This window comes from Frigoribacterium sp. CFBP9030 (genome assembly GCF_034045195.1).
Classification (GTDB): Bacteria; Actinomycetota; Actinomycetes; order Actinomycetales; family Microbacteriaceae; genus Frigoribacterium.
The window spans coordinates 1-12,258 of sequence record NZ_JAXCWG010000025.1; the positions used below are offsets into that span (position 1 = coordinate 1).

The following is a 12,258-nucleotide window of genomic DNA, read 5'->3' on the forward strand; positions in this document are numbered from 1 at the left end:
TGCGGCGGGCCCGCGCCATCGGCGGCGGGCCAGCGCTGCCCCCCCGCCGATGACGGGAACCCGCCGCACCCCGCACGCCTACGGGCGCGCGAGCGACCCCAGCGCCTGGGCCGCGCGGTAGCGGGTGCCGATGCCCGGTCGAGGCTCCGGATCGAAGGAGGCGCTGGTCGACAGCCCCCATCGGGGCCGGCTCCCCGAGAGGGCCCAGGCCGCCTGGCGGGCCGCGCCGTCGGCGACGTACTCGCCGGGTTCGGGCACGACGACCGGCACGTCGAAGACCTGGGCGGCGACGGCCTGGACGGCGGGGTTGAGGGCCGCCCCGCCGATCAGGAGCACGCGGCGCACGTCCACGCCCTGGTCGCGCACGGCGGAGGCGCCGTCGGCGAGCGCCGAGAGCATCCCCTCGACGGCGGCGCGGGCGAGGTTCTCGCGGGTGGTCGAGGCCAGGGTCAGCCCCGAGAGGGTGGCGGTCGCCTCGGGCAGGTCGGGGGTGCGCTCGCCCTCGAAGTACGGCACGAGCGACAGCCCGCCCGAGCCGGGTTCGGCCGCGAGGGCGAGTCGGGCGAACTCGTCGTGGTCGACGCCGAGCAGCGAGCCGATCGAGGCGAGCACACGGGCGGCGTTGAGGGTCGCGACGAGCGGGAGGTACCCGCCGGCGGCGTCGGCGAACCCGGCGACGGTGCCGCTCGGGTCGGTGACGGGGGAGTCGGTGACCGCGAAGGCCGTGCCGCTCGTGCCGATGCTGATGACGAGGTCGCCCACGGTGGCGTCGAGCCCGAGCGCGGCGCCGGCGTTGTCGCCCGCTCCCGCACCGACGACGATCCCCGCGGGGACGGCACCGTGCGCGATCGTCGTGCCCGCCGCCTCCTCGGCCTGAAGGATGCGAGGCAGCACGACGCGGCCATCGGTCGCCGAGGTGACGCTCTCGGTCCGGTCACCCGCCACGACACCCCCGGACGCGTCACCTCGATCGCTGCCGACGGCCTCGCGCCCGGGCCGCCCGAGGGCGCGCTCGAACAGCTCGAGGTCGTACCCGTCGTCGGCGGGGCTCCAGTACGAGGTGCCGCTGGCGTCCGAGCGGTCGGTGACGAGGGCGTCGAGGTCGGGGCCGAGAGCCGAGGAGGCGCGGGTCCCGTACCCGAGCAGTCGCCACGTCAGCCAGTCGTGCGGCAGGGCCACGGCCGCGACCCGGGCGGCGTTCTCGGGCTCGGCGTCGCGCAGCCAGCGCAGCTTCGTGGCGGTGAACGACGCGACGGGCACGGTGCCCGTCCGCCGGGCGTACTCGTCGGCGCCGATCTCGGCGATCAGGTCGCGGGCGGCGGGGGCGCTGCGGGTGTCGTTCCAGAGCAGCGCGTCGCGCACGACCTCGCCGTCGGCGTCGAGCGCGACCATGCCGTGCTGCTGCCCGGCGATGGAGATCGACGCGACGTCGTCCAGGCCGCCGGCCGCGGCGATCGCGGCGACCAGCGCCTCCCACCAGGCGTCGGGGGGCACCTCGGTGCCCTCGGGGTGCTTGGCCGTGCCCTGCCGGACGAGCTCGCCCGTCGACAGGTCACGGACGACGACTTTGCAACTCTGGGTCGAGGAGTCGACCCCGGCGACGAGACTCATCCCCGTAGTTTGTCGTACGAGACCACAAATGCGCCAGTACAGTCGCCGGGCAGCTGTGAGAAGGCTGTCGATAGACTCAAGTGCACCTCAGCCGGTGCGTTCCCCCGACATGAGGAGGCAACCATGCCCGCAGTGGTGATCATCGGAGCCCAGTGGGGCGACGAGGGCAAGGGCAAGGCCACCGACCTGCTCTCGAGCCGCATCGACTACGTCGTCAAGTTCAACGGCGGCAACAACGCCGGTCACACGGTCGTGATCGGCGACCAGAAGTACGCGCTGCACCTGCTGCCCTCGGGCATCCTCTCGCCCGGCGTGACGCCGGTGATCGGCAACGGCGTCGTCGTCGACATCGAGGTCCTCTTCGACGAGCTCGACGCGCTGATCGCCCGGGGCATCGACGTCTCGCGTCTGCGGGTCAGCGCCAACGCGCACGTCATCACGCACTACCACCGCACGCTCGACAAGGTGACCGAGCGGTTCCTCGGCAAGCGCCAGATCGGCACCACCGGTCGCGGCATCGGCCCGACCTACGCCGACAAGATCAACCGCGTCGGAATCCGCATCCAAGACATCTTCGACGAGGGCATCCTGCGTCAGAAGGTCGAGGCGGCGCTCGACCAGAAGAACCACCTGCTCGTCAAGATCTACAACCGTCGGGCCATCGAGGTCGACGAGGTCGTCGAGTCGCTGCTGTCGTACGCCGAGCGGCTGCGGCCCATGGTGGCCGACACGGCGCTCGAGATCCACCAGGCGCTCGAGGCCGACAAGATCGTGCTGTTCGAGGCCGGTCAGGCGACCATGCTCGACGTCGACCACGGCACCTATCCGTTCGTCACCTCGTCGTCGGCCACGGCCGGCGGTGCGTCGACGGGTTCGGGCATCGGACCGGGCCGCATCGAGCGCGTCATCGGCATCGTCAAGGCGTACACGACGCGCGTCGGCGCCGGCCCGTTCCCGACCGAGCTCTTCGACGCCTCGGGCGAGTTCCTGCGGGCGAACGGCTTCGAGTTCGGCACGACGACCGGTCGCCCGCGTCGGTGCGGCTGGTACGACGCCCCGATCGCCCGCTACACCGCGCGCATCAACGGCGTGACCGACTTCGTGCTGACCAAGCTCGACGTGCTGACCGGTCTCGACAAGATCCCGGTCTGCGTCGCGTACGACGTCGACGGCGTCCGCCACGACGAGGTGCCCGTCTCGCAGAGCGACTTCCACCACGCGACGCCGATCTACGAGGACTTCCCCGGCTGGACCGAAGACATCACCGGCGCCCGCACCTTCGACGACCTCCCGAAGGCGGCCCGAGAGTACGTCCTCGCCGTCGAGGCCATGAGCGGCGCCCGCATCTCGGCCATCGGCGTCGGCCCCGGTCGCGACGCGATCGTCGTCCGTCACGACCTGCTCGGCTGACCCGGTCGGTCCGATGACCGCGCGTCGCCCGGCCCCCGCCTCCCTGTCCGGCTCTCTCGTCACGGTGAGTCCGCTCGAACCCTCCGATCTGCCCGAGCTGCACGCCGCCATCGGCCGCCCCGAGGTGTTCGCGGGCGGCTGGGGTGGCGGCCCGGCCGGTTACCGTGCCGACTACGACGACTGGGCGCGGTTCGTCGAGGGCTACCTGCTATGGGAGTCCGCCAGCGTGTTCGGCGTGCGCAGCGCCTCCTCGGGGGCTCTCGTCGGCACGACCACGCTGGGGCTGTTCGACCTGGCGAACGAGTCGGCGCACGTCGGCTGGACGGCCTACGCGCCCGAGGTCTGGGGTTCCGGCGTCAACGCCGAGACGAAGCTGCTCGTGCTCGGTCACGCCTTCGAGCACGGGTTCGGCCGCATCCAGCTGCAGGCCGACGTGCTGAACGACCGCTCGCGGGCGGCCATCCTCCGTCTCGGCGCGACCTTCGAGGGCGTGCAGCGGCGGATGCAGCGTCGGGCCGACGGGTCGTGGCGCGACACGGCCGTCTACTCGATCCTCGTCGACGAATGGCCGGGTGTGCGGGCCGGTCTCGAGCAGCGGCTGGCCTCCTCAGCAAGCGCCCAGACTCGTGGAACACGCTTGCTCGCATGACACTGGAAATCGCATACACCGCCATCGCCCACGCTTCCGGCGGGGGCCGTGACGGTCACGTCCGAAGCGAAGACGACCGTCTCGACTTCGACACCCGTCCGCCCAAAGAACTGGGTGGTTCCGGCGAGGGCACGAACCCCGAGCAGCTGTTCGCGGCCGGCTTCGCCGCCTGCTTCCTCAGTGCGATGCACGGCGCCGGCAAGAAGCTCGGCGTCGACACGACCGACTCGTCCGTCTCCGCGAGCGTCGGCATCGGCGGCAACGGCGAGGGCGGATACGGCCTGGCCGTCGAGCTCGACATCTACACCCCGAACGTCGAGCCCGAGCGTCGTCAAGAGCTCGCCAACGCGGCGCACCACGTGTGCCCGTACTCGAACGCCACGCGCGGCAACGTCGAGGTCACGCTGACCCTGGTCGACTGACCCGAGCACCCCACCGAGGAGGCGCGCCCCGAGATCCCGGGGCGCGCCTCCTCGGTCTCGTGGGGGCTGCCTTCGCTAGGCTCGGTGAATGGCACTCGACAGTCCTCTCGGGGCGGACAGCCCCCTCAGCAGCACCGACCGGGCAGCGATCGACGAACTGACCGGCATCCGGCAGAGCATCGACAACATCGACGCGGCGCTGGTCCACCTGCTGGCCGAACGCTTCAAGTTCACGCAGTCGGTCGGTCACCTGAAGGCCGCGGCGGGCATGCCGGCCAGCGACCCCGAGCGCGAGCGCGTCCAGATCCAGCGGCTGCGTCAGCTCGCCGAGCAGTCGCACCTCGACCCCGCCTTCGCCGAGAAGTTCCTGAACTTCATCGTCGGCGAGGTCATCCACCATCACGAGCGCATCGCGAACGGCACCGAGCCGACCGGCCCCGCGGCCGGCGGGCGGAGCTGACGCGATGAGCACCCCGGGCCTCGACGGCACGGCCGTCCCCGCGCCCGAGCGCCTCTACATCGGCTCCTACACGCCGACCAGCGGCGGCCGCGGCGCGGGCATCACGGTGCTCGAGCGTCCGGCGCCGGGCGTCCCGTGGCAGGCCGCGCAGGTCGTCGAGGCGGACGACCCGTCGTTCCTCGTCGTGGTCGACGGGGCCCTGCACGCGGCGTCCGAGACCGCCGAGGGCCGGGTGCTGTCGTACACGGTGTCCGCAGGCTCCCTCGTGGCCGCGAGCAGCGCCTCCTCGGGCGGCTCCTCTCCCTGCCATCTCGTCGTCGATCCGGTGTCGGGCGCCCTCGTCGTCGCGAACTACGTGGCCGGCGGCATCGGCGTGCTCTCCGGCGACCCGTCCGACCCGGCCCGGGTGACTCGATCGCTCGCGCTGCCCGTCGGGCACGGCCCCGTGCTCGATCGGCAGGAGCGCCCGCACGCCCACCAGGCCACCCCGACGCCCTGGGGCACCATCGTCGTCAGCGATCTGGGCACCGACCGGCTCGTCGAGTACGTCGTCGACCCGATCACGCTCGACCCCGAGCAGATCGCCGTCCACCCCCTGCCCTCGGGCTCCGGGCCCCGGCACCTCGTGTGGCTCGACGACCGGCTCGTCGTCGTGGGCGAGCTCGATGCGCGACTGCACGTGCTCCGTCGCGTCGGCGAGAAGCTCGTCGTCGACCACTCGGTCGAGGTGTTCGAGGGATCGTCGTCGACTCCCGACATCCTGCCGTCGCACGTCGCGGTCGACGCCGGTCGGGTGTACGTCGCGACGCGCGGTCGAGACACGATCAGCGTCTTCTCGGTCGAGGGCGACCGGCTCGCCCTCGTCGGCGAGGCGCCCTGCGGTGGTGAGTGGCCCCGTCACTTCGCCATCACCCCCGGCATGCTCTACTGCGCGAACCAGGCCTCCAACACGGTGTCGGTGCTCCCGCTCGACCCCGAGACCGGTCTGCCCGGCGCGCCCGTCGACGTCTTCTCGATCGGCAGCCCCGCCTGCATCGTCGTCGGCTGACGCGAGGCTGACCCGACCCGGTCTCAGCGTGCGTCGGAGAGGCGCCGCAGCACCGCGATGACCTCGTCGATGGAGGCGCGGTTCGGGTCGACCGCCCCCGACGCCGCCGTCGACTGCCCCGGTCCGAAGTAGAGGCCGTCCGACACGAGCGACACGATGCGCGCGACGGCGGGGTCGCCGACCGCGTCGAGCACGACGTCGTACCAGCGCTGCTGCATGTCGGTGAGCGCGTCGACGGCACGCGGCCACTGACCGCTCGAGGCGAGGTGGGCGACGGTGCTGATGCAGCGGTCGAACGGCGCCTCGGCGATGACGGGCGGGGGCGAGGAGGTGCGGAGGAAGTAGTCGATCGCCCCGTCGGGGGCGGTGGTCATGCGGTGCACGTCGTCGTCGAGGAGTGCCGCGAGCCGGTCGACGACGCCGTCGACGAGCGCTTCGCGGCTGGGGAAGTGGTACAGCAGCCCGCCCTTCGAGACGCCGGCCGACGCGGCGACGGCGTCGAACGTCGCGGCGCGTTCGCCGCCGTCGACGACCAGCAGTTCGAAGGCGTCGAGCATCTTCTCGCGGGCCGACGGTCGAGGACTCATTCTGATACTGTACCGTCCAGACGGTTTACTGTACCGCCTGGACGGTTTCCGGTGCCGAGCACGCGTCGACGCCAGACGATCCCGCCCGACTCCGCCCGCGGCCCCGTCCGTCCCGCCCCGCCACTCATCACGAAAGCGACCCCGCACCATGACCCGCGCCTCCTCCGCCGTCGGCACGCCCACCCGGGCCGGCACCCGCCAATGGGCGGCCCTCGTGGTGCTCATGCTGCCGGTGCTGCTCGTGTCGATCGACAACACCGTGCTGAGCTTCGCGCTGCCCGAGATCTCGACCGCGCTGCGTCCGAGCGCGGCGGGTCAGCTCTGGATCGTCGACGTCTACTCGCTCGTGCTCGCGGGGCTGCTCGTGGCGATGGGGTCCCTGGGCGACCGGTTCGGTCGCCGGCGGCTGCTGCTGATCGGCGCCTCGGGCTTCGCCCTGGTGTCGCTCGGGGCCGCCTTCGCGCCCGACGCCGGCACACTGGTGGCGGCTCGCGCCGTGCTGGGCTTCTTCGGCGCGATGATCATGCCGGCGACGCTCTCGCTGCTGCGCAGCACGTTCCTCGACCGCGACCAGCGTCGTCTGGCGATCGCGATCTGGGCGAGCGGGTTCGCCGCCGGGTCGGCGCTCGGGCCCATCGTGGGGGGCATCCTGCTCGAGCACTTCGCCTGGGGATCGATCTTCCTGATCGCGGTCCCGGTGCTCGTGCCGCTGCTGGTGCTCGCCCCGATCCTGCTCGTCGAGAGCCGCGACCCCGAGCCGGGGCCGTTCGACCCCGTGTCGGTGCTGCTCTCGCTCACGGCGATGGCGCCGGTCGTCGCCGCGATCAAACTGCTGGCGACGCACGGCCCCGGTGTCGACGTCGTGGCCCTCGCCGCCCTCGGGATCGCCTCGGGTTGGCTCTTCGTGCGCCGTCAGCTGCGCCGCGAGCGCCCGCTGCTCGACGTGCGGCTCTTCTCGAACCCGGTGTTCGCCGGCTCGATCGTCGTGAACCTGCTCGCCATCCTCTCGCTGGTCGGGTTCCTCTTCTTCACGACGCAGCACCTCCAGCTGGTCGTCGGGCTGCGGCCCCTCCAGGCGGCCCTGACCCTGGTGCCGGGTCTCGCGGTCATGATCGTCGCCGGTCTGATCGTGGTGCCGATCGTCCGGAGGGTGACACCGCGCGTCATCGTCGCCGCCGGGCTGGCGTCCGCCGCGATCGGGTACGCGACGGTGTGGCTGTCGGGGGCCGAGGCGCCGGTGGTGCTCTTCGTCGTCGCGTTCGCGCTCGTCGGGCTGGGGGTCGGGGCCGCCGAGACGATCTCGAACGATCAGATCATCGCGGCCGTCCCGCCGGCCCGCGCCGGGGCGGCGTCGGCCGTCTCCGAGACCGCCTACGAGGTCGGCGCCGTGCTCGGCACCGCCGTGCTCGGCAGCATGCTCACGGCGATCTACCGGGGCAGCCTCGTGATCCCCGACGGGGTGCCCGCCGAGGCCGGAGACGCCGCCCGAGAGACATTAGGAGGCGCGGTGTCCGCAGCGGGGTCCCTCGACGCCTCCGTCGCCGGTCGCCTCCTCGACGCGGCCACCCACGCCTTCGACGAGGGTCTCGTCGCGACCGCCGGAGTCGGGGCCGGCGTGATGGTCGTCGCCGTCGTGGTGGCGCTGGTGTCCCTGCGTCGCGCGTCGGCCCACGACTGACCGTCTGCGGTGTCGGTGCGCACGGGTAAAGTGGTGCCGGTCCATCCCGAGACGCTGAGGAGTCCCATGTCGCGCACCGTCCGACTCGCCGCCGTTCCCGGCGACGGCATCGGCCCCGAGGTCGTGGCCGAGGCTCTCAAGGTGCTCGACGCCGCGACGGGCGACGACGCCGTGTTCGAGGTGACCGAGTTCCGACTCGGTGCGGCCCGCTACCTCGAGACGGGCGACATCCTGACCGACGACGACCTCGAGGCGCTGTCGTCGCACGACGCCATCCTGCTCGGCGCGGTCGGCGGCGATCCGCGCGACCCGCGTCTGCGCGGGGGCATCATCGAGCGCGGTCTGCTGCTCAAGCTGCGATTCGCGTTCGACCACTACGTCAACCTGCGTCCGACGCTGGTCTACCCGGGTGTCCCGTCGCCCCTCGCCGATCCGGGCCAGGTCGACTTCGTGGTCGTCCGAGAGGGCACCGAGGGTCCCTACGTCGGCAACGGCGGGGTCCTCCGCCAGGGCACGCCGCACGAGATCGCCAACGAGGTCAGCGTGAACACCGCGCACGGCGTCGAGCGCGTTGTCCGCTTCGCGTTCGAGAAGGCGCGGGCTCGGCGCGGTCGTCTCACGCTGGTGCACAAGACCAACGTGCTCGTGTTCGCCGGTGGCCTCTGGCAGCGGCTCGTCGACTCGGTCGCGGCCGAGTACCCCGACGTGACGATCGACTACCAGCACGTCGACGCGGCCACCATCCACCTCGTCGTCGACCCGTCGCGGTTCGACGTCATCGTGACGGACAACCTCTTCGGAGACATCCTCACCGACCTCGCGGGCGCCGTCAGCGGGGGCATCGGTCTCGCGGCGTCGGCGAACATCAACCCCGACGGCGTCTTCCCGAGCATGTTCGAGCCGGTGCACGGCTCGGCCCCCGACATCGCCGGGCAGCAGAAGGCCGACCCGACGGCGGCGATCCTCTCGGTGGCCCTGCTGCTCGAGCACCTCGGGCTGCCCGACGCCGCGGCACGCGTGACGACCGCGGTCGAGGGCGACATCGCCGACCGCTCGACCCGCGCCTCCTCGGCGGCCCCCCGCACCACCGCCGAGATCGGCTCGGCGATCGCCGAGCGTCTGCAGACCGCCGGCCCCGCGCCGTCCGCGTCCTCCTCCGCCTCTGCTCGAAGGGCATCATGACCACCACCGACGCTCCGACCGACGGCACCTCGTCCGGGTTCGGTCTGCAGTTCGACCTCAGGCCGTCGTCGACCGCACGCGATGCGGCCGAGCGAGAGGTCATCCTCTCCGACCCGGGTTTCGGCAAGCACTTCACCGACCACATGGTCACCATCCGCTGGAGCCTCGAGGGCGGGTGGCACGAAGCGGCCGTCCACGCCTACGGCCCGCTGCAGCTCGACCCGTCGGCCTCGGTGCTGCACTACGCGCAAGAGATCTTCGAGGGCATGAAGGCCTATCGTCACGCCGACGGGTCGGTCTGGTCGTTCCGCCCCGAGGCGAACGCCCGGCGGCTGCAGCGCTCGGCGCGCAGGCTCGCCCTGCCCGAGCTGAGCACCGACGACTTCGTCGAGTCCGTCCGGCAGCTGGTCCGCGCCGATCTCGACTGGGTACCCTCAGCGCCCGAGACGAGCCTGTACCTGCGGCCCTTCATGATCGCGACCGAGGCGTTCCTCGGTGTTCGCGCCGCCCACGAGGTGGCCTACCACGTGATCGCCAGCCCCGCGGGTGCGTACTTCACGGGCGGCGTCTCGCCGGTCTCGATCTGGCTGACGACGAACTACGCGAGGGCCGGCAAAGGAGGCACGGGTGCGGCGAAGACGGGCGGCAACTACGCCTCGTCCCTGCTCCCGCAGCAGGAGGCCTACGAGAACGGCTGCCAGCAGGTGCTGTTCCTCGACTCGTCCGAGAGCAACTACATCGAAGAGCTCGGCGGCATGAACGTCGTGCTCGTCAAGCGGGACGGCACCCTGGTCACCCCGGACAGCGACTCGATCCTCGAGGGGATCACCCGCGACTCGATCCTCGAACTGGCTGAGGCGCGGGGGCACCGCGTCGAGCGTCGACGGGTCACCCTCGACGAGTGGCGCGACGGTGTGGCTTCGGGCGACATCGTCGAGGTGTTCGCGTGCGGCACCGCCGCGGTCGTCGTGCCGATCGCCGAACTGAAGGGCGAGGGCGTGCACATCGGCTCTCCCGCAGCCGAAGGCGGAGAGCTGACGATGTCGCTCCGTGCCGAGCTGACCGACATCCAGTACGGTCGGCGACCCGATGTTCACGGATGGATGACGAGGCTCGACGCATGAAGATCGCACGGTTCGCAACCCCCGGCGAAGACCCCCGTTACGGCATCGTCGACGAGCGCGAGCTGATCGTGCTCGCGGGCGACCCGATGTACAGCGGCTACGAGACCACGGGCGAGCGCATCTCGCTGCGGTCGGCGAAGATCCTCGCGCCGGTCATCCCCCGCTCCAAGGTGGTCGGGGTCGGCCTGAACTACCACGACCACGCCGACGAGCTGGGGCAGACCCCTCCGGAGGCGCCGCTCCTGTTCATGAAGCCGAACACGACGGTCATCGGCTTCGGCGATTCGATCCAGCTGCCGCCGGACGTCGGTCAGGTCGACTTCGAAGGTGAACTGGCCATCGTGATCGGCTCGATCGCGAAGCGCGTCAAGGCCGAGAACTACGAGGACGTCGTCTTCGGCTACACGATCGCGAACGACGTGACGGCTCGCGACGTGCAGAACAGCGACGGTCAGTGGACGCGCGCCAAGGGGTACGACACGTTCCTGCCGCTCGGTCCGTACATCGAGAACGAGTTCGACTGGAGCGACGCGACCATCGAGACCCGCGTCGACGGCGAGGTCATGCAACGCGAGTCGACGATGCAGATGATCCACAAGATCCCCGAGCTGATCGAGTACGTGACCGACGTGTTCACCCTGCTGCCGGGTGACGTGATCCTCACCGGCACCCCTGCCGGCATCGGCCCGTTCACCTCCGGTCAGACCGTCGAGGTCGCGATCTCGGGCATCGGCTCGTTGATCAACCCCGCCAAGAACCGCGTCTGACCCGGACTCCCCGTGACCTCGACCCCTGACATCTCGCGCCGACGCGCGCCATGGGTGCCGGGGGTGGCGGTCGCGGCGATCGCCCTGGGGTTGGCGTGGGGTGTGCATCTGGTGCTTCCGGCGGCGCCGATCCTCACGGTCTGCGTGCTGCTCGGCATCCTGGTGGCGCAGATCCCGCAGGCTCGATCGGCTCTCGACGGGGTCCTCGCTCCGGGTCTGACCCTCTCGGCCAAGCGACTGCTGCGCATCGGAGTTGTGCTCCTCGGTCTGAAGCTCAGCCTCGTCGACGTCGCCGGTCTGGGCTGGCTGACGATCGTCGTGGTCATCGCGATCCTCGCGGCCACGTTCCTCGTGACATGGGCTCTCGGCCGGTGGGCGCGACTCCCCGGTGATCAGCCGCTGCTCCTCGCGGCCGGCTTCTCGATCTGCGGCGCGTCGGCGATCGGTGCGATGAGCGCAGTCACTCGGGATCGAGGGCGCGACGCAGCGACGCCCGTCGCCCTGGTCACTCTCTGCGGAACCGCCGCGATCGCGATACTCCCTCCGATCGGCGCCGCGCTCGGGCTCACCGACATGCAGTTCGGCGCCTGGACCGGGGCGAGCGTCCACGATGTCGGGCAGGTCGTCGCCACCGCTCAGACCGCCGGAGCCTCCGCGCTCGCCATCGCCGTCGTGGTCAAGCTGACCCGGGTGGTCATGCTGGCACCCGTGGTCGCGATCACCTCGGTGGTCATCCGCCGACGAGGGGGAGGCGCGGGTACGCGACCGCCGATCGTCCCGTTGTTCGTCGTCGGGTTCCTGATCGCCGTCGTCATCCGCACGTTCCTGCCGATCCCCGAGACCGTGATCGGTGCGGCCGACGTGGCCCAGACGGTTCTGCTCGGACTCGCGCTCTTCGGACTCGGAACCGGGATCCGCTTCGAGAAGCTCGTCCGGACGGGAGGCCGCGCGGTCGCCGTCGGTCTCGCGTCGTGGCTGTTCATCGCGGTCGTCTCGCTCGGCGCGGTCCAGTTGCTGCCGCTGGCGTAGGTCCGGGTCGCACGCTTCGATCGTGTCCCGGTGTCCCGGTGTCCCGGTGTCCCGGTGTCCCGGTGTCCCGGGTGTTCGGGTAGCCGGGTAGCCGGGTAGCCGCGTGTCCGCCTGCCCGGTTGGAGAGCCGACACGTGCGGCGGGGACGCCCTCGTCGAGGCGTCCGCCGGCTCCGTCGACCGGGTCGGAGACGCCGTGTGCGGCGTTCTGGGGCGGGATCGTGATGTTTCCGGGGTTTTCGGCGGCGACACGCCCGGGATGCGTGGAGGTTTGGACGTGTGGCGGATTGTC

The 12,258-nt window shown here is 71.4% G+C and carries 12 protein-coding genes; 10 read left to right on the forward strand and 2 right to left on the reverse strand.

Annotated elements, in window-relative coordinates; translation table 11 throughout:
• Positions 1 to 78 precede the first annotated feature (78 nt).
• Positions 79 to 1,611, reverse strand: a complete 1,533-nt coding sequence (locus tag SOM13_RS15210; RefSeq protein ID WP_320480201.1) for a xylulokinase — start codon at positions 1,609 to 1,611, stop codon at positions 79 to 81.
• 123 nt (positions 1,612 to 1,734) lie between these two features.
• Between SOM13_RS15210 and SOM13_RS15215 the strand changes: the two genes are divergently transcribed.
• The 5 genes from SOM13_RS15215 to SOM13_RS15235 all read left to right on the forward strand — a co-directional run bounded on the left by SOM13_RS15215 (position 1,735) and on the right by SOM13_RS15235 (position 5,600).
• Positions 1,735 to 3,021, forward strand: coding sequence for an adenylosuccinate synthase (locus tag SOM13_RS15215; protein WP_320480202.1), 1,287 nt, complete (start codon positions 1,735 to 1,737; stop codon positions 3,019 to 3,021).
• A gap of 13 nt (positions 3,022 to 3,034) precedes the next feature.
• Positions 3,035 to 3,670, forward strand: a complete 636-nt coding sequence (locus SOM13_RS15220; protein ID WP_320480203.1) for a GNAT family protein — start codon at positions 3,035 to 3,037, stop codon at positions 3,668 to 3,670.
• Positions 3,671 to 3,672: 2 nt separating this feature from the next.
• On the forward strand, positions 3,673 to 4,092 hold the full coding sequence (locus tag SOM13_RS15225) for an organic hydroperoxide resistance protein (RefSeq protein WP_320480207.1): 420 nt from the start codon (positions 3,673 to 3,675) through the stop codon (positions 4,090 to 4,092).
• An 88-nt stretch (positions 4,093 to 4,180) separates the two neighbouring features.
• The gene (locus tag SOM13_RS15230; RefSeq protein ID WP_192061539.1) at positions 4,181 to 4,552 is read left to right on the forward strand and encodes a chorismate mutase; all 372 of its coding nucleotides are present in this window, start codon (positions 4,181 to 4,183) and stop codon (positions 4,550 to 4,552) included.
• Between the two features lie 4 nt (positions 4,553 to 4,556).
• Complete coding sequence (locus tag SOM13_RS15235) at positions 4,557 to 5,600, forward strand: lactonase family protein (RefSeq protein ID WP_320480204.1); 1,044 nt, start codon at positions 4,557 to 4,559, stop codon at positions 5,598 to 5,600.
• A 23-nt stretch (positions 5,601 to 5,623) separates the two neighbouring features.
• On the opposite strand, the gene SOM13_RS15240 is transcribed toward SOM13_RS15235, so the two are convergent.
• Complete coding sequence (locus SOM13_RS15240; RefSeq protein WP_320478143.1) at positions 5,624 to 6,187, reverse strand: TetR/AcrR family transcriptional regulator; 564 nt, start codon at positions 6,185 to 6,187, stop codon at positions 5,624 to 5,626.
• Positions 6,188 to 6,335: 148 nt separating this feature from the next.
• On the opposite strand from SOM13_RS15240, the gene SOM13_RS15245 reads away from it, so the two are divergent.
• The 5 genes from SOM13_RS15245 to SOM13_RS15265 all read left to right on the forward strand — a co-directional run bounded on the left by SOM13_RS15245 (position 6,336) and on the right by SOM13_RS15265 (position 11,967).
• Positions 6,336 to 7,865 (forward strand): MFS transporter, encoded by a 1,530-nt coding sequence (locus SOM13_RS15245; RefSeq protein ID WP_192061537.1) that lies wholly within the window; start codon positions 6,336 to 6,338, stop codon positions 7,863 to 7,865.
• 66 nt (positions 7,866 to 7,931) lie between these two features.
• Entirely contained in the window at positions 7,932 to 9,047 is a 1,116-nt protein-coding gene (locus SOM13_RS15250; protein ID WP_320480205.1) for a 3-isopropylmalate dehydrogenase, read from the forward strand.
• On the forward strand, positions 9,044 to 10,171 hold the full coding sequence (locus SOM13_RS15255) for a branched-chain amino acid aminotransferase (protein WP_243215723.1): 1,128 nt from the start codon (positions 9,044 to 9,046) through the stop codon (positions 10,169 to 10,171). The genes SOM13_RS15250 and SOM13_RS15255 overlap by 4 nt, the downstream gene beginning before the upstream one ends.
• Positions 10,168 to 10,938, forward strand: a complete 771-nt coding sequence (locus SOM13_RS15260) for a fumarylacetoacetate hydrolase family protein (RefSeq protein ID WP_192061534.1) — start codon at positions 10,168 to 10,170, stop codon at positions 10,936 to 10,938. Before SOM13_RS15255 ends, SOM13_RS15260 begins: the two co-directional genes overlap by 4 nt.
• A gap of 12 nt (positions 10,939 to 10,950) precedes the next feature.
• Entirely contained in the window at positions 10,951 to 11,967 is a 1,017-nt protein-coding gene (locus SOM13_RS15265; RefSeq protein ID WP_320480206.1) for a YeiH family protein, read from the forward strand.
• Positions 11,968 to 12,258: the final 291 nt, after the last annotated feature.

Excerpts from the sequence above, each read along its gene's own strand:
- SOM13_RS15210 (WP_320480201.1), bottom strand. The coding sequence starts at position 1,611 with ATGAGTCTCGTCGCCGGGGTCGACTCCTCGACCCAGAGTTGCAAAGTC.
- SOM13_RS15215 (WP_320480202.1), top strand. The coding sequence starts at position 1,735 with ATGCCCGCAGTGGTGATCATCGGAGCCCAGTGGGGCGACGAGGGCAAG.
- SOM13_RS15220 (WP_320480203.1), top strand. The coding sequence starts at position 3,035 with ATGACCGCGCGTCGCCCGGCCCCCGCCTCCCTGTCCGGCTCTCTCGTC.
- SOM13_RS15230 (WP_192061539.1), top strand. The coding sequence starts at position 4,181 with ATGGCACTCGACAGTCCTCTCGGGGCGGACAGCCCCCTCAGCAGCACC.
- SOM13_RS15235 (WP_320480204.1), top strand. The coding sequence starts at position 4,557 with ATGAGCACCCCGGGCCTCGACGGCACGGCCGTCCCCGCGCCCGAGCGC.
- SOM13_RS15240 (WP_320478143.1), bottom strand. The coding sequence starts at position 6,187 with ATGAGTCCTCGACCGTCGGCCCGCGAGAAGATGCTCGACGCCTTCGAA.
- SOM13_RS15245 (WP_192061537.1), top strand. The coding sequence starts at position 6,336 with ATGACCCGCGCCTCCTCCGCCGTCGGCACGCCCACCCGGGCCGGCACC.
- SOM13_RS15250 (WP_320480205.1), top strand. The coding sequence starts at position 7,932 with ATGTCGCGCACCGTCCGACTCGCCGCCGTTCCCGGCGACGGCATCGGC.
- SOM13_RS15255 (WP_243215723.1), top strand. The coding sequence starts at position 9,044 with ATGACCACCACCGACGCTCCGACCGACGGCACCTCGTCCGGGTTCGGT.
- SOM13_RS15260 (WP_192061534.1), top strand. The coding sequence starts at position 10,168 with ATGAAGATCGCACGGTTCGCAACCCCCGGCGAAGACCCCCGTTACGGC.